The organism is Cupriavidus campinensis (assembly GCF_905397395.1).
GTDB lineage: Bacteria > Pseudomonadota > Gammaproteobacteria > Burkholderiales > Burkholderiaceae > Cupriavidus > Cupriavidus campinensis.
Window position 1 is genome coordinate 42,238 of the sequence record NZ_CAJPVH010000030.1, and the last position, 22,979, is coordinate 65,216.

Here is a 22,979-nt window from a genome sequence, read left to right on the forward strand (position 1 = left end):
GGCTAGCGCGGCGTGAGATACCGCCGCGCGGCGCGCGCCCCGAACAGCGCGATCACCCCCATCGTCACCGCCACCACGGCCAGCCCGAAGCGCAGGTTGGCCAGGTGCGCCACCCCGCCGATCAGTACCGGCCCCAGCAGCAATCCCACATAAGCGAAGCGCGCCACGCGCGCGATGCCCTCTGCGGCGGTCACGCCGGGCAGGCGCGACGCCGCCACGAAGAAGATCGGCACCATATTGGCCGCACCCAGCCCCATCAGGCTGAAGCCGATCAACGTCGGCACCGGCCACGGCGCTGCGATGGCCAGCGCGATGCCGGCAAAGCCGAGCCAGGCGCTGCCGGTGAGCGTGCGCGCATCGCCCAGGCGCGCGCGCAGCAGGTCGCCGCCAAAGCGCCCGCAGGCCATGCCGCCCGAGAACGTGGCGTAGCCAAAGCTGATCCAGCCGAGCGGCGCATCGGCTACATCGCGCATATAGACCGCCGTCCAGTCGTACATCGCCCCTTCGCCGACCAGCCCGAGGAACGCCATCAGCCCGAGCAGCCAGAGCGCGCGGGAGGCGTGCGCGCGGTGGTGATGATCGGTCGTCGGCATGGCCGGATGATCGGCCAGCAGCCCGCCCGCGACGCCCACGGCGGTCAGCGCCGTCATGGCCGCGATCATCGCCGCATGGGCCAGTGGCGGCACGCCCAGCGTCAGCATCAGTCCGCCAAACGCCGCGCCGGCCATGCCGCCGAGGCTGAACATGCCGTGCAGGGCCGACATCACGGGCCGGGGGCGGCTGGCTTCCACCGTGGCGGCCTGCGCGTTCATGGCCACGTCGAACGCGGCGTTGGTCATGCCGAAGAGGAGCAGCATCGGCAGCAGCAGCGTGAAGGCGGGCATGGCGAGGATGCCAAGCGTGCAGAGCGCGAACGCCACGCCGCCCAGCATCGAGGCCCGCCCGCTGCCCAGCCGCGCCACCCAGCGGCCGACCGGGCCCATCGCCAGGATGGCGCCCCCGGCCACGGCGAGCATGGCGAACGAGAGCATGGCGTCGGATAGCCCGAAGCGCGCCTTGATGGTCGGGATGTGGACGCCCCAGGTGGCGAAGGTGGCGCCGTTGACGAAGAACAGCGCCATGGTGCCGCGCGTGGCGCGGGAGACATCCGTCATGCCGCGGCCCCCGGGCGCAGCAGCCCGCGCCGGTGCAGGGCGAAGCCGAACGCCAGCAGCGCGGCCACGGCCAGCGCCACCATGACCCACAGCATCAGCCAGTAGCCGCCGGCGGCGCGCCACAGCAGCGCGCCGAACCACGGCGCGGCGGCCTGCATGATCAGCACCGGCGTCATCATCAGCCCGTTCAGCGTGGCGTAGTGGTGGCGGGAGATCAGCTCGGGCATGGCCATCGCGCGCAGCATGGTGTTGACGCCGTTGGCGCAGCCATAGAGCACAGCGGCCAGCATCAGCCAGTAGCCGTGGCCGAGCGCGAAGCAGGCCAGCCCGGCGCCCATCAGGAAGTAGACCGGCATCGACAGCCGCACCGGATGGTGGATCGGCAGGCGCGCCATGACCAGCCGGCCGGCCACCTGCGCGGGGCCGATCAGTGCCGCCACGATGAGCTGCTGGCCCACCGGCATGCCCTTCTCGGTCAGCATCGGGATCAGGTGCGCGCCGAGCAGCGAGGCCACCACCGCCGTCGCCGTGAAGGCCAGCACCACGGCCCAGAACACGGGTTGGCGCAGTGTCAGCCGCGCGATGCTGGGTCCGCCGGCACCGGCCAGCGGCCCGCCGGCCTGCGCGGACGCATAGGTGGCATGCGCCGTGTAGCGCAGCCGCGCATGCAGCGGCGCGCAGACGAACAGGTTCAGCGCGGCAAAGATCACCAGCGTGCCGCGCCAGCCCAGGTGCAGCACCAGCCACTGACCGAGCGGGATAAAGATCGTGCTGGCAAAGCCGGCGAGCAGCGTCACGTGGACGATCGGCTTCTGGTAGCCATCGCCATACGCCTGGCGCAGCACCACGAAGGCGGGCTCATAGAGCGTGGACGCCATGGCCAGCCCGAGCGGTATCCACATCAGCAGGAACATCGTGGGCGAGGGCGACCAGGCCCACAGCAACAGGCCGATGGCCGCCAGCACGGAGCCGCCGCCCATCACCTTGCGCGCCGGCACGCGGTCCAGCAGCCGGCCCACGGCGAACGAGCACATCGCCCAGACCAGCAGCCCGAGCGAGAACCCGCCGGCCAGGAACGGCTTGCCGAGGCCCAGCGACTGGTGCATCGGGTCGATGAAGACCGTGAACGTGAAATAGAGCGTGCCCCAGCTGATGATCTCGGTCAGGCCGAGCGTCCAGACGATATGGCGGGGCGGGGGCGCAGCGGTGGGTACGGCGGGGGCGTCGATGGTGGTCATGGCGCGCCTGGCGCAGGGCGGGCGCGCGCCGGTGGCGATGCGATGGATGAAGCGGGAATTGTATCGGCGCGGCGCGCGAATGCCTACGTCAGCGCACTTGCTCAGCTACCGCCATCGCCGGGCAGGTTGGGCGGGCCTTTCAGTTCGACGGTGTTGCCGTCCGGGTCTTTCACATAGATCGACGGGCCGGTGCCCTCGGCGCCGTAGCGCTGCTCGACCGGCCCGCTATCGATATGATGAATACGCAGGTGGGTAAAGATCGCCTCGGCATCGAACGGATCGATACGCAGGCAGAAGTGGTCGAGGTTGTGCCCCTCAGCGCCCGGTCCCGCGCCGCCGGCCCGGCCCAGCGGGCCGTCCAGCGAGACGAGATCGATCAGGCCGTTGCCGGCGCGCAGTTGCGTCAGGCCGATGGCGGCCTGCTCGCGCTCCACGGTGCAGCCGAGCACATCGACATAGAACCGCACGAGGCGCGGCACGTTGGCGGTGCGCAGGACGAGGTGGTCGATGCCGGCGATGCGGAGCATGGGCGCGTCAGCCAGGTTCAGGCGTGCAGGCCGTCGTACTCGATGACCTTGAGGCTGGCCAGATCGACGTTATCCACACAGCGCACGTTCACGGCGGCGGTGGGATTGCCTTTCTGGTCGGTCGCTTCGGCGTAGGGGCCGCAGCCGCAGACCGGGCAGAAGCGATGCGCGATCTTCATCGTGTTGAAGCGATAGGTGGAGGCGTGCTCGTCCGGCGTCTTGAGCCGGAACTGCGCCTTGGGCACGAACCAGAGCAGATGCCCGCGCCGGCGGCAGATGGTGCAGTTGCACTGCAGCACCTGCGTGATCTCGCCGTCCGCCTCGAAGGCGACGCGGCCGCAGTGGCAGCTTCCCTGGTACGTGGTCATGGGGTCTCCTTTTTTGTGGATTTCCGCCCGCCTACTGGTCCGGAATCAGCCGCTTGCCCAGGCTGACGGCCGCATCCCGGCCATAGCCAAGCTTCGCGTAGAACGCCATCACGGCGTCGTTGCCTTCGCGCACCTGCAGATTGATCTTGGGGCAGCCGCGCTCGATCAGCAGCGCCTCGGCGCGCGCCATCAGCATACGCCCATAGCCGCGCCCCTGGCAGGCAGGCGCGACGGCGAGGTAGTAGACCCAGCCGCGATGCCCGTCGAAGCCGATCATCGCCGAGGCCACCAAGCGGCCATCCGCCTCGCCGACGAGGAACAGCTCGGGCTGCTCGGTCAGCTTGCGCGCGATGTCGCGGTGGGGATCGTTCCAGGGGCGGGTCAGGCCACAGGCTTGCCACAGGGCAACCACGGCGGATTCGTCGGCGGGGCGGAAGGGGCGGATCTGCATGCGCGTAAGACCGGTGTGGGGGAAGACAGGGTGAACCCCAGTGTACCGAAAGCGACAGTCATCGCGCCGACACACTTCGGGTTTAAATTTTCATTCGAACATCTAACATGATCGAATGAGCCTAACTCCGCGACAACGTGAAATCCTCGACTGGCTGCGCGATGCCAGCGAACTCAGCACCGACCAGCTTGCCGATCGCTTCCAGGTCAGCACGCAGACGATCCGGCGTGACATCAACGACCTGAGCGAGCAGGGCCTGGTGCGGCGGCTGCATGGCGGGCTGAGCCTGCCGGCGGGCCAGCGCAACCTCAGTTTTTTGCAGCGCAGCACGGCGCAGATCGAACGCAAGCGGCGCATTGCCCATGCGGCCATCGCGCTGGTGCCGGACAACGCCACGCTGTTCCTCGGCTACGGCACCACGGTGGCCGAGTTCGCCCGCGCGTTGCCCGCCGACCGGCCGCTGCGCGTGGTCACCAACAACCTGGACGCCGTGCACGCGCTGGCCGAGAAGCCCGCCATCGAGACCTGGGTGGCCGGCGGCCGGCTGCGTCCCGGTGACCGCGACGTGATGGGCAGCGCCACGCTCGAATTCATCCGCCGCTTTCGCGCGCACCTGTCGATCTGCGGCGCGGGCGCGGTGGATGCCGAGGGCAGCCTGTTCGAGTTCCACCCGGACGAGGCGGAGTTCACCCAGGTGCTGTTCGCCAACAGCCACGTGCGCGCGGTGCTGGCCGACAGCAGCAAGTTCCTGCGCGACGCGCCGTGCCGCGTGGCCACGCTCGCCCAGATCGACCATTTCTTCACCGACGAGGAAGCCCGCACCGTCGCCGGCGCGGACCTGCCCGCGCTGTGCGAGCGCGCGGGCGTGACGCTTCATATCTGCTGACGGATTCGCCGACCCCTACGCCGACCCCTACGCCAACAAAACAACCATGGCCTACCTGCGACTCGACAACCTGCAGCAGCGCTTCGGCGAGCACCACGTGCTCCGCGGCATCGACCTCGACGTGGCGCGCGGCGAGTTCATCGCGCTGCTCGGCGCCTCGGGCTGCGGCAAGACCACGCTGCTGCGGCTGATTGCCGGCCTGGACCGGCCGAGCGGCGGGCGGATCTGGTTCGATGGCGCGGACGTGACCGATGTGGACCCCGCCGAGCGCCACCTGAGCATGGTGTTCCAGTCGTACGCGCTGTTTCCGCACCTGAGCGTGGGCGAGAACATCGTGTTCGGCCTGCGCGCGCGCAAGCTGCCGCGCGACGAGCAGGCGGCGCGGCTCAAGCAGGCCGCCGACATGCTCGGGCTGGACAAGCTGCTCGCGCGCAAGCCGGGCGAGCTGTCGGGCGGCCAGCGGCAGCGCGTGGCGCTGGCCCGCGCCATCGTCTCGCATCATCCGGTCTGCCTGATGGACGAGCCGCTCAGCAACCTCGATGCCCAGCTGCGTGCCGAGATGCGCGCCGAACTGCGCAAGCTCCAGCGCGCGCTCGGCCTGACGGTGATCTACGTCACCCACGACCAGGTGGAAGCCATGAGCATGGCTGACCGCATCGTGCTGATGCATCAGGGCGAGATCGCCCAGGTCGGCACGCCCGAACAGCTTTACGAGCAGCCGGCCACGCCGGTCGTGGCCCGCTTTATCGGCCAGCCGCCGATGAACCTGTTGCGCGTGCCGGGGCTGGACGGGCTGGTGGGCATTCGTCCCGAACACATCGCGCTGGCGGCGACGGGCACCGCCGGCACGGATATTCACGATGGCGTCGTCGCGCGCAGCGAATATCACGGCGCCGACACGCTGATCGAGGTGCAGGTGTACGAGCAGCCCGTGCTGGTGCGCCATCCGGGCCGGCTCGCGCTGCAGACCGGCAGCCGGCTGGCGCTGGAATGGCCGGCGGCGCGCGCCCACCGGTTTGCCGCGTGAAACGCCTTCCATGCCATTCCCGATGACTTTCCCGATGTTTTGATTCGTCTTTCACCAGGAGCCTTCATGTCGTTCAAATCCCGTGGCCTGGCCCTTGCGCTGGGCGCCGTTCTCTCGATGGCCGCGCTGGGCGCGGCGGCGCAGACGCAGGCGACCACGCAGGTCACCATGTACTACCCGGTCTCGGTCGGCGGCCCGCTGACGCAGGTGGTGGACAAGCTGGTCGACCAGTTCCAGCAGGCCAACCCGGACGTCAAGGTCAACGCCATCTACGCCGGCAACTACGACGACGCCCGCACCAAGGCGCTGGCCGCCCTCAAGGCCGGCACGCCGGTGCAGACCTCGGTGCTGTTCTCGATCGACCTGTTCGAGCTGAAGGACCAGAACGTGATCCGGCCGTTCGATGACTTCGCCACCACGCCCGAGGACAAGGCGTGGCTCCAGAGCTTCTACCCGGGCCTGATGGACAACGGCCGTGCCGACGGCAAGACCTGGGGCATCCCGTTCCAGCGCTCGACCATCGTGATGTTCTACAACAAGGACGCCTTCAAGCAGGCCGGCCTGGATCCGAACAAGCCGCCGCGCACCTGGACCGAGATGCGCGAGGCCGCCGCCAAGCTGGTGAAGCAGGACGGTGGCGCCACGTCGCGCTGGGGCGTGATGATCCCGTCCACCGGCTACGCCTACTGGATGTTCGGCGCGCTGGCCAAGCAGAACGGTGCCACGCTGATGAACGCGGCCGGCTCGCACACCACCTTCGACACGCCGAAGACCGTGGAAGCGCTCCAGTACTGGACCTCGCTGGCCAAGGACGGCCTGAGCCCGAAGGGCCTGATCGAGTGGGGCACGCTGCGCCAGAACTTCGTCGAGGGCAAGACGGCGATGATGTGGCATTCCACCGGCAACCTGACCGCCGTGCTCAAGGACGCCAAGTTCGACGTGGGCGTGGCCCCGCTGCCGGGCAACCCGACGGGTGGCTCGCCCACCGGCGGCGGCAACTTCTACCTGTTCAAGAGCGGCAGCGAGGCCGAGCAGAAGGCGGCCTACCGTCTGGTGCGATTCCTGACGGCGCCGGAGCGTTCGGCCGAATGGAGCGTGGCCACCGGCTACATGGGCGTGAGCCCGGCCAGCTACGAGACGCCGACGCTCAAGAGCTACGCTGCCAAGGTGCCGCAGACGCTGGTCGCGCGTGACCAGCTCCAGGTGGCGACCGCCGAACTGTCGACGCACCAGGCGGGCCGCGTGCGCAAGGTGCTCGAGGACTCGCTCCAGTCGGCCATCACCGGCCAGCAGGAGCCGAAGGCCGCGCTGGCCGGTGCCCAGGCGCAGGCTGACCGCATCCTGAAGCCGTACCAGCGCTGACGCGGCGGGCTTATCGTGAACGACATCCGCCACGCCATGACTTCCCGATCCTTCTTCTCCAGGCCGGCTGTCCATGCGTGGCTGATGTTGCTGCCGGCGCTGGTGCTGCTGGCGGCGTTCACCTACTGGCCCATCGCGGGCAGCGTCTGGGAGAGCCTGCACACGCAGGCGCCCGGCGTCGATCCGATGTTCAGCGGCGCGGACCAGTTCGCCGCGCTGCTGGACGATCCGGTGTTCCTGCAGGCGCTGCGCAACAACTTCTGGTACGCGCTGGTCACGGTGCCGGTCTCGGTAATGCTGGCGCTGGCGATGGCGCTCTGGGTCAACGAGCGCTTCGCGGGCCGCGGCCTGCTGCGGCTGGCCTTCTTCACGCCGACCATCCTGCCGATGGTGGCCGCCGCCAATGTCTGGCTGTTCTTCTACGCGCCGGACATCGGCCTGTTCAACCAGCTGCTCGGCGCCGTCGGCATTGCTGGCCGCAACTGGCTGGGCGATGTGGAGACCGTGCTGCCCGCGCTGATGGTCATCACCATCTGGAAGGAGGCGGGCTTCTTCATGATCTTCTACCTCGCCGCGCTCCAGTCGATCTCGCCCGAACAGCGCGACGCGGCGCGCATCGAGGCGCCGTCCGCCTGGTATCGGCTGCGGCGGGTCACGCTGCCGCTGCTGGCGCCGACCACGCTGTTCGTGGTGGTCAACGCGCTGATCAACGCGTTCAAGCTGGTCGATCACCTGTTCGTGCTCACGCGCGGCGGCCCGAACAACGCCAGCACGCTGCTGCTCTACTACCTCTATGAAGTGGCGTTCAAGTTCCAGGACATCTCATACGCCTCGGCGCTGACGCTGGTGCTGCTGGCGCTGCTGGCCCTGTGCTCGGCGCTCCAGTTCTGGTTCTCCCGCAAGCGGGTCCATTACCGATGACGATCGCTCCTCCCCGGTTGTTGCTTCCCGTGGCCGGCTGGCTGGCCGGCCTGCTGTGGATCGCCCCGCTGCTGCTGATGTTCTGGGCGGCGTTCCACCCCGATGGCGATGCGCTGCGCCTGTCCTTCGATACCCGCTGGGGCTTCGGCAACTTCCCCGCCGCGTGGCGCGTGGCGCCGTTCGCGCGCTACCTCGTCAACACCTTCTGCATCGTCACGCTGCTGCTGGTACTCCAGCTCCTGGTGTGCACGCTGGCCGGCTATGCGCTGGCGCGGCTGCGCTTCCCGGGCCGGGGGCTGGTGTTCGCCATCGTCATGCTCCAGCTGATGGTGATGCCGGAGGTGCTGATTACCGAGAACTACGTCAGCGTGGCGCGCCTCGGGCAGGTGGATCACTACCTCGGCGTGGCGCTGCCCTACATTGGCAGCGCGTTCGGCATCTTCCTGCTGCGCCAGACCTTCATGATGGTGCCGCAGGAGCTGGAGGACGCGGCGCGCATCGAGGGCCTGGGCCGGCTGGCGATCCTGCTCAAGGTGTACGTGCCGCTGGCCCGGCCCACCTACCTGGCCTATGCGCTGGTGTCCATCAGCTATCACTGGAACAACTTCCTGTGGCCGCTGGTGATTACCAACACCGAGGCGAGCCGCCCGGTGACCGTGGGCATGGCGCTGTTCGCGGCGCCCGAGACCGGTGTGGACTGGGGCGTGCTGTCCGCCGGCACGCTGCTGTCGATTGGCCCGCTGCTGGTCGCCTTCCTGCTGTTCCAGCGCCAGTTCATGCAGTCGTTCATGAACGCCGGCATCAAGTAGCCCGGCAAAACTGGCCCCGCGCGAGGCGGGGCCGGGGCGCGATCAGTGGTTGCGCCAGCGCTGCACCATCACCTGCTGGACCTTGCCCTTGAAGAAGTAGCGGCGGTCGGTGGCGCCCTGCGGGTCGGCGCCGATCACGATCGGGCTGGTGTTCAGGCCGACGCCGCCCGTCACCGAGACCGACGGGGTGCGCTCCACGTTGTTGACCCAGAGCCGCACCGCGCCGTCGCCGTCATAGGCGCCGACGATGAAGTACGAATCCGTGCCATTGAGCGAGGACAGCGGCACGGTAGCGTACTGGTAGCCGCCGTTGACGTAGACGCCGAAGCGCAGCAGCGTGCCCGCCTGCTCCAGCGCGAAGCCGCCCGCGTCGCTCTTGGCCAGGATCGCGGCGGTGGCGCCCGAGGTCAGGTCGTCGAAATTGACCACCGCGCTGACCAGGAAGCCGCCGTTGGTGTCGTTGTCGGCCTGCCAGGTCGTCACCGACTGCGCACCGGCAAACACCATGCTGCCGCCCACGCGGTCCTCATCGGACGTGACCGACAGCACTTCCAGCGTCGGCGTGGTGCCGCTCTGGGCCACCGTGGAGGTCGCCAGGCCCGTGCGCCTGTATGTCAGCGGGTAGGCGGTCTGCGTCAGCGTGTTCATGTGCAACAGCGAGGTGGCTTCGGTGATCAGCGCCCGGGCCGAGGTGGCCAGCGGCGTGGCGCCCCGGTCGTAGTCCGAGGTGATGAAGTCCACATCCTCGCGCAGCGCCGACAGGTACAGCTCGCCGAGGCTGGCCGGCGTGGTGTAGACGCCCACGCCGAGGCCGAGCAGCTTGGCCTGATCGATCGCGCCGAACAGGCTGGCCATCCGGTATTCGAGTTCCACGCCCTGGAAGCCCAGGCTCTTGGCCGTGCGCATGCGGTTGCGGATATCGCTCTCGATCAGTGCATGAAAGCGCACATGGTCGCGAATGCTGGCGAATTCGGATTGGGCCAGCAGCGCCTTGGCGCGCACCAGATGCTGGTGGCGATTGTTGCCGTCCATGAAGGCGCGCAGCATGACCGGCCGGCCCGCTGTGGCATAGCCCCAGTCGCGGATCGCGCGCAGCACGCCGAGCATCAGGGTGTCGCTGGCGGCAGCCGTCGAGTAGCCCTCCTTGATTTCGAGGAACAGCATGCGGTCGCTCTGTTGCAGCGTGGTATTGGCCAGGGCGCTGGCGAAGGTGCCCACGGCGGACTCGGAGTCGCTGTGCTCGACATAGACCTGGCCATCGGCGTGCAGGGTCAGGTCGAACTCCACGAGGTCGAGCCCCCGGTTCAGCGCCATCGACACCTGGGTGGTCGTGGCAGCGTTGGTGGTGCCGTAGCAGTTGTGGCAGGACAGCGCGACCGTGTTGCCGAGTGGCGAGACCGGCAGGCTGCGGGACACGCCGGTCCAGTAGCCCGCGAATGCCGGGGAGCACACCGCAATCAGTAACAGCCCGGAACATGCGCGAATGAAACGTCGAAACACCAGCGTAGTGGACGACATGCGAACCTCGCTTTGAAGGTGAAATGGCGATGGAATTGGCGATGGAACTGCGAAAAGTGCCGCCTGATGCACGACTGGGTGGCGGCAATGCGGATTGTTCCGGCTGACCATGTCAGCGCCGTGACGCTGTTGCTGTGGCGATACGCAAGTCGCCAAAATTCACTTGAACATTGATAGACGAAAAAAAGGGCAGGTGCCAGCGATTGCCGACACCTGCCCCTGCTTACCTCAGCGCGCTCAGGCGGCTTGCTGCCCCGCCTCCGGATGCTTGAACTGCGCCAGCAACTTGGCCCACCGGCCGCGCACCGCGTTGAGATTGTTCTCCTTCACGTGCCCGAAGCCGCGGATGTCGTCCGGCAGGTTCGCCAGCGCAATCGCGGTGTCATGGTTCGCGGCGGACAAGCCTTGCGTCAGCGTGTCCAGCAGCGCCCGGTACTCGCCGATCAGCGCGCGCTCGGTACGCCGTTCCTCGGTCTTGCCGAAGATATCGAGCGCGCCGCCGCGCAGGCCCTTCAGCCTGGCGAGCAGGCGGAACAGTGTCATGGTGGACGGACCGAAGCGGCGCTTGACCAGATGCCCCTTCTCATCGCGCTTGGCCATCAGCGGCGGCGCGAGCCAGAAGTTGAGCTGGTAGTCGCGGCCGGGTTCGCCTTCGAACTGGGCGCGCAGCTTGTCGAGGAACACCGGGTCCGTGTAGAGCCGCGCTACCTCGTACTCGTCCTTGTAGGCCATCAGCTTGGCCAGGTTGCGCGCAGCGGCCTCGGTCAGCGGCAGCGGCTTGCCGGCGCCCACCAAGGCGGTTTCGGCCGCGCGCACGCGTTGCACGGCGTCGCGGTACCGGGCCGCGTAGGCGGCGTCCTGGTACTGGGTCAGCAGGTCCACGCGGCTTGCAATCAGCTTCTCCAGCAGCGCGCCGGACGACGTCGGCAGCTTCACCACGTCCGCGCCTTCCATGGCCGGCTTGAGCTTGCCGGTCAGCGCCAGCACTTGCGCCGGGTCGTGCGCCATATGGCGGCCCCAGTCGAACGCAGCCTTGTTCTTGTCCACCGACACGCCGTTCAGCTCGATGGCGCGCTCCAGCGCCTGCAGCGTCAGCGGAATCCAGCCCTTCTGCCAGGCAAAGCCGAGCACCAGCGGGTTGGTGTAGATGGCGTCGCCGATCAGCGCCACGGCCAGCGCGCTGGCGTTGATGAACTCGCACTGCTCGCCCACGGCGGTACGGATGTCCTGCTCTGCCGACAGCCCCGGGAACTGCCACTTCGGATTCTTGATGAAGTCGGCGGTCGGCGTCTGCGCGGTGTTGACCACCGCGCGGGTGCGGCCCGCCTGCGTCTTCGAGATCACTTCGTCGTTGGCGGAGACGATGGCATCGCAGCCGATGACCAGATCCGCCTCGCCCATGGCGATGCGCGTGGCATGGAGGTCATCGGGCTTCGCGGCAATCTGCACGTGGGAGAGGACCGCGCCACCCTTCTGCGCCAGCCCGGCCATGTCCAGCACCGTCACGCCCTTGTTTTCCAGGTGCGCGGCCATGCCGAGCAGGCCGCCAATCGTCACCACGCCTGTGCCGCCCACGCCCGTGACCAGCACGCCGAACGGATGATCGAGCCCCGGCAGGGTCGGCTCCGGCAGCGCCGGCAGGTTCTCCATCGACATGCCCTGCGCCTTGGGCTTGCGCACCTGGGCGCCTTCGGCCGTCACGAAGGACGGGCAGAAGCCGTTCAGGCACGAGAAGTCCTTGTTGCACGACGACTGGTTGATCTGGCGCTTGGTGCCCAGCTCGGTCTCGAGCGGCTCCACCGACAGGCAGTTCGACTTGACCGAGCAGTCGCCGCAGCCTTCGCACACCGCGTCGTTGATGAAGGCGCGGCGGGCCGGATCGGGGAAGGTGCCGCGCTTCCTGCGCCGGCGCTTTTCGGTGGCGCAGGTCTGGTCGTAGATCAGGATGGTGCAGCCCGGCACCTCGCGGAGTTCACGCTGGATGCGATCCAGCTGGTCCCGATGGTAGACGTTCAGCCCTTCCGGCAGCTTGATCGCGCCGTTGTACTTCTCGGGCTGGTCCGTGACGATGACGATCTGCTTCGCGCCCTCGGCGGCCACCTGCCAGGCGATGTCGCGCACCGAGAGCTGGCCGTCCACGGGCTGGCCGCCGGTCATCGCCACGGCGTCGTTGTAGAGGATCTTGTAGGTGATGTTGACCCCCGCCGCGATCGACGCGCGGATGGCCAGCAGCCCCGAGTGGAAGTAGGTGCCGTCGCCCAGGTTGGCGAACACGTGCTTGTCCCCCGCGAACGGCGCCTGGCCGATCCAGGCCACGCCTTCGCCGCCCATCTGGCTGAAGGTGCTGGTGCTGCGGTCCATCCACACGGTCATGTAGTGGCAGCCGATGCCGGCCAGCGCGCGCGAACCCTCGGGCACGTTGGTTGACGTATTGTGCGGACAACCGGAGCAGAACCATGGCTTGCGCTCGGCGGTCACGCGCGGCGTGGCCAGCGCGCGCTCCTTGGCCTCGATCACCGCCAGCCGGGCGGCGATGCGGGCGCGCACATCGGACGGCAGATCGAACTTCTCCAGCCGCGTGGCGATGGCCTTGGCGATGATCGCCGGGGACAGCTCGTAGTGGGCCGGCAGCAGCCAGTTGTTCTGCGGGATCGACCATTCGCCGCCCGCGTTGTCTCGCTCGTCGAACTTGCCGTACACCTTGGGGCGCACGTCGTCGCGCCAGTTGTACAGCTCCTCCTTGAGCGCGTATTCCATGATCTGGCGCTTTTCCTCGACCACGAGGATCTCCTGCAGCCCCTCGGCGAACTTGCGCGCGCCGTGCGCTTCCAGCGGCCACACGCAGCCCACCTTGTAGAGGCGGATGCCCAGCCGCGCGCAGGTCTCGTTATCGAGGCCGAGGTCGGACAGCGCCTGGCGGGTGTCGAGGTAGGCCTTGCCGGCGGTCATGATGCCGAAACGCGCGTGCGGCGAGTCGATCTCGATCCGGTCGAGCTTGTTGGCGCGCACATAGGCCAGGCCGGCGTACCACTTGTAGTCAAGCAGGCGCGCTTCCTGATCCAGCGGCGGGTCGGGCCAGCGGATGTTCAGGCCGCCCTGCGGCAGGATGAAGTCGTCGGGCAGCACGATCTCCACGCGGTGGGGGTCCAGTTCGACCGAGGCCGACGATTCCACCACGTCGGTCACGCACTTCATGGCCACCCAGAGGCCGGAGTAGCGGCTCATCGCCCAGCCGTGCAGGCCGTAGTCGAGGTATTCCTGGACGTTGGACGGGTAGAGCACGGGCAGGCCGCAGGCCTTGAAGATGTGCTCGGACTGGTGCGCCAGCGTGGAGGACTTGGCCGAATGGTCGTCGCCGGCTAGCACCAGCACGCCGCCGTGCTGGCTGGAGCCGGCGGAGTTGGCGTGCTTGAAGACGTCGCCGGTGCGGTCCACGCCCGGGCCCTTGCCGTACCACATGCCGAAGACGCCATCGAACTTGGCATCCGGATACATGTTGACCTGCTGGGAGCCCCACACCGAGGTGGCGGCGAGATCTTCGTTCAGGCCAGCCTGGAAGACGACGTTGTGCGCTGCAAGATGCTTCTTGGCTTTCCAGAGCGACTGGTCGAGTGCGCCGAGCGGCGACCCGCGATAGCCGGAGATGAAACCGGCAGTGTTCAGACCCGCGGCGCGATCCCGTTCCTGCTGCAGCATCGGCAGCCGTACCAACGCCTGCGTGCCGCTGATATAGATGCGGCCACGTTCCAGCGTGTACTTGTCTTCGAGGGAAACGTTCTCTAGCGCGCGACGAATGGCGTCGCTGACCGGCGGGGTCAGGGGGGCATTCATAAGTGCTCCTCTATGGGCATGCTGTCGGGATCACCGACACATCAGTTGTGGGCAACCTTCCGGGGCCTCTTGTGGAGGCGTGGGAAGGCCGTGTCTCTGCGCGGCATGGTAGCACCCGCGTAGCGCGCGCGGTACCTTGCTATGCAGCATAAACCGGGCCAGCTACCCCCGTGATTTCCCGTAGGGGCGGGCCTCCAGCGTGTACACTGCGTTGCATCCAGGCGGCCGCGGCTGCCCGCTCCGGGCGGCGCCGGCTGCACCGCAACCCCCCTATCGACACATGACAAATTCCCCTCGCCAGGGCGCGACCCTGGCTGTGCTGATCGACGCCGACAACGCGGCGCCCGCCATCGTGGAAGGCCTGCTGGCCGAAGTGGCCAAGTACGGCGTGGCCGCCGTGAAGCGCATCTACGGCGACTGGACCAAGCCCAACCTGGCCGGATGGAAGGAGCGACTGCTGTCGCACTCGATCCAGCCGATCCAGCAGTTCCGCTACACCGTGGGCAAGAACGCCACGGACAGCGCGATGATCATCGACGCAATGGACCTGCTCTACACGGGCCGCTTCGACGGGTTCTGCATCGTCTCCAGTGACAGCGACTTCACGCGGCTGGCCTCGCGGATCCGCGAGCAGGGGCTGATCGTCTACGGCTTTGGCGAGCGCAAGACCCCCAAGCCGTTCGTGACGGCGTGCGACAAGTTCATCTATTCCGATGTGCTGCGCGCGGACACCGATACCGACGTGGAAGCCGAGGGCGCCGTGGCCCCGGCGCGCCGCCGCAACAGCCAGGAACTGCGCCAGGACTCGCGGCTGGTGCGCCTGCTGCAAAGCGCGGCGCAGGCGGTGTCCGACGAAGACGGCTGGTCCACGCTGGGCGGCATGGGCAACCACATCGCCAAGCAGGCGCCGGAATTCGACTCGCGCAATTATGGGTACGGCAAGCTGTCCGAACTCGTGGCGTCGACCAACCTGTTCGAGGTGGAGACGCGCAACGGCGGGAACAACAAGACCATCTGGGTGCGGCTGAAGAAGCGCGCCAGGGGGGAGGGCGGCCAGCCGGGGCAGCAGTCTGGCCAGCAGTCCGGTCAGTCCGGTCAGTCCGGTCAGTCCGGTCAGTCCGGCCAGCAGCAACGCCCGCAGCAAAACCAGCCGCAAAACCAGTCGAACCAGCAGGAGCGTCGTCCGTCGCCGCCGCCGCTGCCGGCCACCACGGTGGCCCAGGCTGTGCCGCCGGTGGAAACGCCCGCGCCGGTGGTCGAGATCGACGCCATCCCCGAGCCGGCCCCGATCTTCTCGGCGGCGTCCGAAGATGAGCCGGCCGGCTCCGCCTCGACCCTGATCCCGGAAGCCGTGGAACCCCCGGCCTCGTCACGCGGCAAGCGCGCCAAGCGTCCGGAAGTCGCCCTGAGCGACACCCCGTGGCCAATCGACCAGTCGGTCTTCGCCGCCCCGGGCACGACGGTGCTGTCCGCCCAGGTTGTCGAGGAACCCACCGAGCCCGCCCCGGCCCCCGCCGAGGAAGCCCCGAAGCCCGCCGACAAGAAAGCTCCCGCAAAGAAAGCCGCCCCGCGCAAGCGCGCGCCGGCCAAGAAGGCGGTGAAGAAGGCAGCGGAGTAAGGTAGTGAGGGGAGGGCGGCCGGCTTAACGAAGCCGGGCCGCTCGCCCACGCCGGTCCAGCATCCACCTGCGCGCCAGCCAGGTTCCGATCACCACCGCCACGAATGACAAGGCGAGGTGGACCAGGAGTTCCAGATCGTCGCCAGCTTCGCCGTCCCAGAATCCCGGGACATGGGTGAATATCCAGAACCAGAACGACTCCGGGAATGGGAAGATGGCCGCAAGCCAACGCAGCCAAACGAAGGTTAGCGCGAGCGTGGCAAAAACCGTCCACACGGCCAACAATAGCCACCGAGCCAAGGTCTTCATCTGACGATCACCCTGCCATACGCCTTGAGCGTCGTCCCCGGCACGGGGTGTTGTCGCTGGGCTTTGAGGAGCGAGCGTAGGTGGTGGTAGCCCATGTGGCTCTCGACGGTAATGCACCCTTTGCTGATGCCTTGGCCGCCCTTCGGATGGAGGCGGAATTCGCCGCGCCGTATGGCGTTGCAGAAGGCTTCGTCATCTATCTTGCCGTCAACAGCATAGAGAGCGAACCATTCGTTCTTGTTCCGAAGCGAATCTCTGATCGACCCGAGCATGCCTCCGGATTGCCGATCAACGACGTAGTAGGTTCCGCGGGGAATCGGACCTGTACTTGCATAGCAGGAAAATTCGGGTCGATTCTTATGGTGATCCAGGCCAGAAAACGCTGGAAAAGCCAGAGCGCCGCAGCGCAGCGCACTCATTGCTTTGCCATTCAGTTCAAAGGTGCATTCGAGCATGTTCGTTCTCCATCGAAGTCTCTCAACCGTGAGAGCACGAAGGAGGCTACGCCTCAGACTTTGGCGCGAACATCGTACGAGTTCGAAACTCAGCGCATCAGAGGGCTGCGCGCTTGAGCAGGCGGGCGCGGGGAGCTAACCGCCAGCCGTGGCTATGCCTTCGGGGTGCTTCCCTCTCCCCGTGGGAGAGGGACCGAGGGAGAGGGCAGGCGCATCAACGAAGTCCGGCCATGCGCCGGCGCCGGGCCAGCACCCATCTGCGGGTCAGCCAGGTTCCGATGACCACCACCCCGAACGACAGCCCGAGGTGGATCAGCATGACGAGGTCGTGGGACGATTCACAGTCCCCGAACTCAGGGAACTGGGTGAACATCCAGACCCAGAAAGCTTCCGGAAATGGGATGAGGAACGAGACCCAGTGGAACCACACGTAGGTCAGGCCGAGCGTCCCCACGATGGTCCACAGGCCGAGCAGCAGGTAGCGGATAAGCGTAGTCATTTCACCTCGCAGGCAGTAGAGCCCACGAGGCTAGCGACTCCGTATCGCCGCGACCATCGTACGAGTTCGAAACTCAGCGCACCAGCTGATTGATCTCGATAATCGGCATCAGCACCGCCAGCACGATCAGCAGCACCACCACGCCCATCGTCAGAATCAGCAGCGGTTCCAGCAGGCTGGTCAGGAACAGCGTGCGGCGTTCCAGTTCCTGGCTTTCGCCGATGGCGGCGCGTTCCAGCATGATCGGCAGGTTGCCGGTGGCTTCGCCGGAGCGGATCAGGTGGACCAGCACCGGCGGGAACTGGTTCTGGGCGGCCAGCGCGCGGGCCAGCGAGGCGCCTTCGCGCACGCGGGTGGTGGCGTCGTCCACGTTGGTTTTCAGCGCGAGGTTGGTCAGCGTTTCGCCGGCGGCCTGCAGGCTGCGCAGGATCGGCACGCCGGCCGAGACCAGGATGGCCAGCGTGCTGGCGAAGCGCGCCGTGTTGTAGCCCCGGATCAGCTTGCCCACCAGCGGGGCGGTCAGCAGCCAGCGGTGCCAGGCCAGGCGGACGTCCGGCTGGCGCAGCACGCTGCGGATGGCCAGCGTAGCCACCGCGATCACGCCCAGCGCCGCCCACCACCAGTTCCGCACGAAATCGGACAGCGCCAGCATGACGATGGTCAGCGTCGGCAGTTTCTGCTTCGTATTGGCGAACACGCTCACCACCTGCGGCACCACGTACGACAACAGGAAGATCACGATGGCGAACGCCACCACGGTGACGATGGCCGGGTAGGTGAAGGCCAGCCGGATCTTCGAGGTGAGCTGGTTGCGCGTCTCGATATAGGTGGCCAGCCGTTCCAGCACCACGCCGAGGTGGCCGGAATGTTCGCCGGCCGAGACCAGGGCGCGGTAGATATCGGGAAAGTCCTTCGGATGCTGGGCCAGCGCCACGGAGAGCGAGCTGCCGCCCATCACCTCGGCGCGGATGCCGGCCAGCAGTTCGTGCACGTACTGGCGTTCGGCCTGATCGGCCAGCGCGCCCAGCGCCTCGTCCAGCGGCAGGCCGGAGACGATCAGGCTGGCGAGCTGGCGCGTGAACAGCGCCTGCTCCTGCGTGGAGAGCCGGCGCACCAATACGCTGCTGCCGGTGCGTGGCGCCAGCCCGGCGCCGGCCAGCGGATCGACGGTAATCGGCGTCAGGCCGCGCGCGCGCAGTTGCGTGCGCGCCTGCTTGGGGCTGTCGGCCTCGATGACGCCGCGGTCGGCGCGGCCGGCGGCGTCGGCCGCTTCGTAGCGATAGGCGGGCATGCGGTGCGGCTCCCGGCTATTCGCGCGTCACGCGCAGCACTTCTTCGAGCGACGTGGCGCCGCTGTCGATCCAGCGCTGGGCGTCCGCGCGCATGGTGTGCATGCCCTTGGCCAGCCCCACCTGCTTGATCTCGGATTCCGGCTGCTGGCGGTGGATCATGGTCTGGATGTCGGCATCCACGGTCAGCAGTTCATAGACGCCCATCCGGCCCTGATAGCCTGAATGGCCGCACTTGTCGCAGCCCACGGCGTGCCACACGCGCTGGAGCGGCTTGCCCTGCGCGTGCAGGATCTCGGCCTCGGCGGGTGTCACTTCGATCACTTCCTCGCGCTTGCAGTGCGGGCACAGCCGGCGTACCAACCGCTGCGCCAGCACGCCGAGCAGCGATGACGACAGCAGGAATGGCTCGATCCCCATGTCGACCAGACGCGTCACGGCCGAGGCCGAATCGTTGGTGTGCAGCGTGGCCAGCACCAGGTGGCCGGTCAGCGAGGCCTGCACGGCGATCTGCGCCGTCTCCAGGTCGCGGATTTCGCCGATCATCACCACGTCCGGGTCCTGCCGCAGGATCGCGCGCAGGGCCTTGCCGAAGGTCATGTCGATGCGCGGATTCACCTGGGTCTGGCCGATGCCGTCCAGGTCGTACTCGATCGGGTCTTCCACCGTCATGATGTTGGTGGTGCGCGCATCGAGCCGCGACAGCGCCGCGTACAGCGTGGTGGTCTTGCCAGAGCCGGTCGGCCCGGTCACCAGCACGATGCCGTGCGGCTGGCGCACGAGATGGTCGAAGCCGACCAGCGTATTGGGCGCCATGCCAAGCTTGGCAAGGTCCAGCCGGCCGGCTTCCTTGTCGAGCAGACGCAGCACCGCGCGCTCGCCGTGGCCCGTGGGCAGCGTGGAGACGCGCACGTCCACCGGCCGGCCGCCCACGCGCAGCGTGATGCGGCCGTCCTGCGGCAGGCGTTTCTCGGCGATGTCGAGCTGCGCCATGATCTTGATGCGCGAGATCAGCGCGCCGTGCAGGGCCTTCTTGGGCCGCACCACGTCGCGCAGCGTGCCATCCACCCGGAAACGCACCACGGACGACGACTCGAACGGCTCGATATGGATGTCCGAGGCCTGCTCCCGCGCCGCCTGGGTCAGCAGGGCGTTGATCATGCGGATGATCGGCGCGTCGTCCTCGGACTCGAGCAGGTCTTCCACGGCGGGGATGTCCTGCATCAGGCGCGACAGGTCGACTTCGCCCTCCACCTCGCCCACCACCTGGGCGGCGCTGCCGTCCTGGCGGTTGTAGGCATCGGAGATTGCCGCGATCAGCGCGTCCGGCTCCAGCACGCGCAGTTGCAGCGCGCCGTGCACGCGGGCCACCTCGGCCAGCGCCTGCGGCGCCGTGGCGCGGCTGACCCAGACCTCCACGCCATCGGGGCGCTGGTGGGCGATCAGCAGCGGCGCTTCGCGCGAGAACGAGTACGAGACCAGCCGCGCCGCCATCGGCGAGGGCGGCTCGAGTGGTGCCGGTACAGGTGCCGGTGCCGACGGTGCCGGCGGTGCCGGCGGGGCGGTGTTGTCGAGGGTTTCGGTGGCCATGGTTCGCCTTTAACCGGCGTGTGGCGTATCGGTGGCTTGCGGGCCCTTGGAGATCGGGCGCGGCGCTGCCTGCGGGGCCGGCGACGGCGCGGCAGGCACGGTCGGGTCCAGCGGCAGCGGGCTCTGCACCGGCCCGTTGTAGCGCGGATCGACGAACGGCGCGCCCGGCGCGTCCGCCGGCGGCAGCACCGGGGTGTCCTTGTCGTGTACGAACATGTTAGGCGAGACAAAGCCCTGCTGCTGGCCGCGGATGTACTCGTAGCGGTCTTGCGTCAGGCGGTCCGTGGCCTGCGCCGTGCGCATGATGTACGGGCGCAGGAACACCAGCAGGTTGGTCTTCTTGCGGTTCTTGTTCTCGTAGCGGAACAGGGCGCCGAGGTAGGGAATGTCGCCCAGCAGCGGCACCTTCTGCACGCCGTCGCCGTAGCTGTCCTCGATCAGGCCGCCCAGCACGATGATCTGGCCGTCATCCACCAGCACGTTGGTCTCGATCGAGCGCACGTTGGTGGTCGGGCCCTGCGTGGCGTTGACCGTGTTGGCCACCACCGACGAGGACTCCTGGTAGATCTGCATCTTGACCAGCCCGCCGTCCGTGATCTGCGGGCGCACGCGCAGTGTGATGCCGACGTCCTTGCGGTCGAAGGTCTGGAACGGCGTGACGGAGGCCGAGCTGCCGGTCTGGGCGTAGGAGCCGGTCGTGATCGGGATGTTCTGGCCGATCAGGATCTTGGCTTCCTCGTTCTCCAGCGTGATCAGGTTCGGCGTGGAGAGCAGGTTCACGCTGTCGTTGCTGCCCAGCGCGCGCAGCAGCGCGCCCAGGCCGATGGCCTTGTTGACCACGCCCAGGTTCAGGCCGCCAATATCCGGCACCAGCTGCGTGGCGGCCGCGATGCCCGCCGTGCTGTCGTTGTTGATGGCCGCGATGGCGCCGGTCAGGTTGATGATGTTCTTGCCGCCCGAGCCGAAGTTGGTGCCGGCGAAGCCGATGGCGTTGCCGCCCGAGTTGATCAGGCCCTGCCACTGGATGCCCAGTTCGCTGGCCTGCGTGGCGCTCACTTCCACGATCATCGACTCGATATAGACCTGCGCGCGGCGCGCGTCGAGGTCTTCGATCACGGCGCGCAGGTTGCGGTAGACCGGCTCGCTGGCGGTGATGATCAGCGCGTTGGTGGTGGGGTCGGCCTGGATCGTGCCGCCGGTGGTCGGCTGCTGGTTGACCGCGAACGACGACGAGAACGCGTTCGACCCGCCGCCGCCGAAGCCCGAGCCCGACGAGCCCGAGCGGCCATAGCCGCCGCTGCTGGACGACCCGCCGCCGTACTGGCCGCTTTGCGTGGACGCCTGGTTCTGGAACGTGCCGGACGTGGCGGTGTTCGCGCCCGCGCCGGCCGTCCCGCCCGGCTGCGTGGAGCTGGCGAAGCTGGTGTCGGCGGCGACGATGGCGCGCAGCGTGGCGGCCAGCTTCACCGCATCGGCGTTCTTGAGCGGCACCACCCAGATGTTGCCGGGGCGGGCGTAGGGCTGGTCGAGCTTCTCGATCAGCTGGCGCGCCTGCTGCACGCGCGCGCGGCTGGAGGCGCGGATCATCAGCGAATTGGTACGCGGCTCGGCCACCACCGAGGTGCGCAGGCTGGCATCGCCACCCGGCGCGGCGCCGCCACCGGCGCCGCCGGAGGCCGACGGATCGAGCAGCCGTTGCAGGATCACGGCGGCGTCGCTGGCGATGGCGTTCTTCAGCGGAATCAGTTCGACTTCGCCCGACGCCGGCGCGTCCACGGCGGCGATGATGCGGGCCAGCCGGCGCAGGTTGTCGGCGTAGTCGGTAATGACCAGCGTGTTGTTGGCCGGGTAGGCGGTGATGGTGTTGTTCGGCGCGATCATCGGGCGCAGCACCGGCACGAGGTTGTTGGCGGACTCGTAGTTGAGCCGGAACACCTGTGTGACGACCTGGTCACCCCGGCTCGAGCCGGCGCCGATCACGGTGGGCGATCCCTGCAGCTTGGCGTCCGCCTCGGGCACCACCTTGGTGAAGCCGTTGCTCTCCACCATCGCATAGCCCTGCATGCGCAGCACCGAGCCGAGCGTCTCCAGTGCCTGCGCGCGCGACACCGGCTGCTCCGTCACCAGATTCACCGTGCCCTTCACGCGCGGATCGATGACGAAGTTCTTGCCCGTGGCCTGGCCCACGGCCTTGACCACCGAGTCGAGGTCGGCGTTGACGAAGTTCAGCACCACCTGGTCGCGGTTCTGCGTGCGCGGCGTGATGTCGTTGGGCTGCGGCGGCTGGCCCTGGGCCCACAGCGGGGCCGGGGCCAGCAGGGACAGGCCGCACAGCAGCGCGGTGGCGCGGGCGCAGGCGGTACGGAGAATGCGGTGGTGTGCGTGCGTTGTCATCATGGTTCGAAGCGTGCTGCGCTCGGGGTCAAGGGCTAGTGGTGGCTCAGAAGCGCAGCCGTGTCACGTTGTTCTCATGTCTACCCAGCAGGCTCAACAGCCCTGCCAGTTGCGTGGCGGCGTCGGGGTCGGTACGGGCCGTGCCCTCGAAGCGCGCCTGCCGGCCCAGGGTACCGCTGCCCTCCAGGTACAGCGGTCCGGCCGTGGTCTTCAGTTGCAGCGTGCCGTCCGCGCCGGCCAGGTCCACTTCGGCACGATAGCTGCCCAGCGGACGCAGCCGGCTCACGGCGGAAGACACCTGGTCGAACTGCAACGTCAGGTGTCCGAAGGTCTGGCTGCCGGCCTTCTGGTCGCCGAATCGGCCGCGCAGCGCGGACCAGTCGATCCGCATCTGGCCGTCCGGCCGCAGCGTGTTGAACGGGGCGCCGATACCTTCCAGCAGTGCGGCCGGCAGGCGGATGGCGCCGGCCTGCGCGGTCCAGCCGGTGGGCGTCACAGCCAGCGTCACCGGGGCCGCCATGGCCTCGCTGTGCGCCAGCGCCACGCGCAGCGTGCCGGTCAGCAGCGGCCAGCCCGCCACGTTCCATTCGAGCCGGCCCGGCAGGACCGTCGCGGTCTGGCTGCCCGTGCCGGCGGACAGCGCCAGCGTGGCGCTGCCGTGCCAGATCGTGCCGGCCGCATCGGCCAGCAGTACCCGGCGCTGCGTGCGGCTGGCCACGCTTTCGGCCAGCCA

The 22,979-nt window shown here is 68.1% G+C and carries 20 protein-coding genes; 6 read left to right on the plus strand and 14 right to left on the minus strand.

Annotation, left to right across the window (positions count from 1 at the left end; translation table 11 throughout):
• Positions 1–2: 2 nt before the first annotated feature.
• From KHO18_RS17080 to KHO18_RS17100, 5 genes are all read right to left on the minus strand, one after another.
• A complete protein-coding gene (locus tag KHO18_RS17080; RefSeq protein WP_186296965.1) occupies positions 3–1,154 on the minus strand; it encodes an MFS transporter in 1,152 nt (383 codons plus the stop codon).
• Complete coding sequence (locus KHO18_RS17085; protein WP_144202014.1) at positions 1,151–2,392, minus strand: MFS transporter; 1,242 nt, start codon at positions 2,390–2,392, stop codon at positions 1,151–1,153. Before KHO18_RS17085 ends, KHO18_RS17080 begins: the two co-directional genes overlap by 4 nt.
• 101 nt (positions 2,393–2,493) lie before the next feature.
• On the minus strand, positions 2,494–2,919 hold the full coding sequence (locus tag KHO18_RS17090) for a VOC family protein (protein WP_144202012.1): 426 nt from the start codon (positions 2,917–2,919) through the stop codon (positions 2,494–2,496).
• 17 nt (positions 2,920–2,936) lie between these two features.
• A complete protein-coding gene (locus KHO18_RS17095) occupies positions 2,937–3,287 on the minus strand; it encodes a GFA family protein (protein WP_144202010.1) in 351 nt (116 codons plus the stop codon).
• 31 nt (positions 3,288–3,318) lie between these two features.
• Positions 3,319–3,738, minus strand: a complete 420-nt coding sequence (locus KHO18_RS17100; protein WP_144202008.1) for a GNAT family acetyltransferase — start codon at positions 3,736–3,738, stop codon at positions 3,319–3,321.
• Positions 3,739–3,853: 115 nt separating this feature from the next.
• On the opposite strand from KHO18_RS17100, the gene KHO18_RS17105 reads away from it, so the two are divergent.
• The 5 genes from KHO18_RS17105 (at position 3,854) to KHO18_RS17125 (ending at position 8,743) form a co-directional block, all read left to right on the plus strand.
• Positions 3,854–4,624, plus strand: coding sequence for a DeoR/GlpR family DNA-binding transcription regulator (locus KHO18_RS17105; protein WP_144202006.1), 771 nt, complete (start codon positions 3,854–3,856; stop codon positions 4,622–4,624).
• 46 nt (positions 4,625–4,670) lie between these two features.
• Entirely contained in the window at positions 4,671–5,651 is a 981-nt protein-coding gene (locus KHO18_RS17110; RefSeq protein WP_144202004.1) for an ABC transporter ATP-binding protein, read from the plus strand.
• Positions 5,652–5,717: 66 nt separating this feature from the next.
• On the plus strand, positions 5,718–7,013 hold the full coding sequence (locus tag KHO18_RS17115; protein ID WP_144202002.1) for an ABC transporter substrate-binding protein: 1,296 nt from the start codon (positions 5,718–5,720) through the stop codon (positions 7,011–7,013).
• A gap of 36 nt (positions 7,014–7,049) precedes the next feature.
• Complete coding sequence (locus KHO18_RS17120; protein ID WP_211943609.1) at positions 7,050–7,934, plus strand: carbohydrate ABC transporter permease; 885 nt, start codon at positions 7,050–7,052, stop codon at positions 7,932–7,934.
• The gene (locus KHO18_RS17125) at positions 7,931–8,743 is read left to right on the plus strand and encodes a carbohydrate ABC transporter permease (RefSeq protein WP_092300097.1); all 813 of its coding nucleotides are present in this window, start codon (positions 7,931–7,933) and stop codon (positions 8,741–8,743) included. Before KHO18_RS17120 ends, KHO18_RS17125 begins: the two co-directional genes overlap by 4 nt.
• A 42-nt stretch (positions 8,744–8,785) precedes the next feature.
• On the opposite strand, the gene KHO18_RS17130 is transcribed toward KHO18_RS17125, so the two are convergent.
• Together KHO18_RS17130 and KHO18_RS17135 are read right to left on the minus strand one after the other, a co-directional pair.
• Positions 8,786–10,261, minus strand: coding sequence for a LamG-like jellyroll fold domain-containing protein (locus KHO18_RS17130; RefSeq protein ID WP_186296964.1), 1,476 nt, complete (start codon positions 10,259–10,261; stop codon positions 8,786–8,788).
• 237 nt (positions 10,262–10,498) lie between these two features.
• On the minus strand, positions 10,499–14,092 hold the full coding sequence (locus KHO18_RS17135; RefSeq protein WP_144201996.1) for an indolepyruvate ferredoxin oxidoreductase family protein: 3,594 nt from the start codon (positions 14,090–14,092) through the stop codon (positions 10,499–10,501).
• 280 nt (positions 14,093–14,372) lie between these two features.
• Between KHO18_RS17135 and KHO18_RS17140 the strand changes: the two genes are divergently transcribed.
• On the plus strand, positions 14,373–15,710 hold the full coding sequence (locus tag KHO18_RS17140) for an NYN domain-containing protein (protein WP_211943610.1): 1,338 nt from the start codon (positions 14,373–14,375) through the stop codon (positions 15,708–15,710).
• A 24-nt stretch (positions 15,711–15,734) separates the two neighbouring features.
• On the opposite strand, the gene KHO18_RS17145 is transcribed toward KHO18_RS17140, so the two are convergent.
• The 7 genes from KHO18_RS17145 to KHO18_RS17175 form a co-directional block, all read right to left on the minus strand.
• The gene (locus KHO18_RS17145; RefSeq protein WP_092300085.1) at positions 15,735–16,019 is read right to left on the minus strand and encodes a hypothetical protein; all 285 of its coding nucleotides are present in this window, start codon (positions 16,017–16,019) and stop codon (positions 15,735–15,737) included.
• On the minus strand, positions 16,016–16,474 hold the full coding sequence (locus KHO18_RS17150; RefSeq protein ID WP_211943611.1) for a DUF2778 domain-containing protein: 459 nt from the start codon (positions 16,472–16,474) through the stop codon (positions 16,016–16,018). The genes KHO18_RS17145 and KHO18_RS17150 overlap by 4 nt, the downstream gene beginning before the upstream one ends.
• A gap of 214 nt (positions 16,475–16,688) precedes the next feature.
• Complete coding sequence (locus KHO18_RS17155; RefSeq protein WP_144201992.1) at positions 16,689–16,973, minus strand: hypothetical protein; 285 nt, start codon at positions 16,971–16,973, stop codon at positions 16,689–16,691.
• Between the two features lie 73 nt (positions 16,974–17,046).
• Positions 17,047–18,264: a type II secretion system inner membrane protein GspF gene (gene gspF, locus KHO18_RS17160; protein WP_211943612.1), complete on the minus strand. Its 1,218-nt coding sequence runs from the start codon at positions 18,262–18,264 to the stop codon at positions 17,047–17,049.
• 16 nt (positions 18,265–18,280) lie between these two features.
• Positions 18,281–19,756, minus strand: coding sequence for a type II secretion system ATPase GspE (gspE, locus tag KHO18_RS17165; RefSeq protein ID WP_144202148.1), 1,476 nt, complete (start codon positions 19,754–19,756; stop codon positions 18,281–18,283).
• Between the two features lie 105 nt (positions 19,757–19,861).
• Positions 19,862–22,246, minus strand: coding sequence for a type II secretion system secretin GspD (gene gspD / locus KHO18_RS17170; RefSeq protein ID WP_211943614.1), 2,385 nt, complete (start codon positions 22,244–22,246; stop codon positions 19,862–19,864).
• A gap of 46 nt (positions 22,247–22,292) precedes the next feature.
• Positions 22,293–22,979: type II secretion system protein N (locus KHO18_RS17175; RefSeq protein WP_211943613.1), on the minus strand; the 687-nt coding region annotated here is incomplete at its 5' end.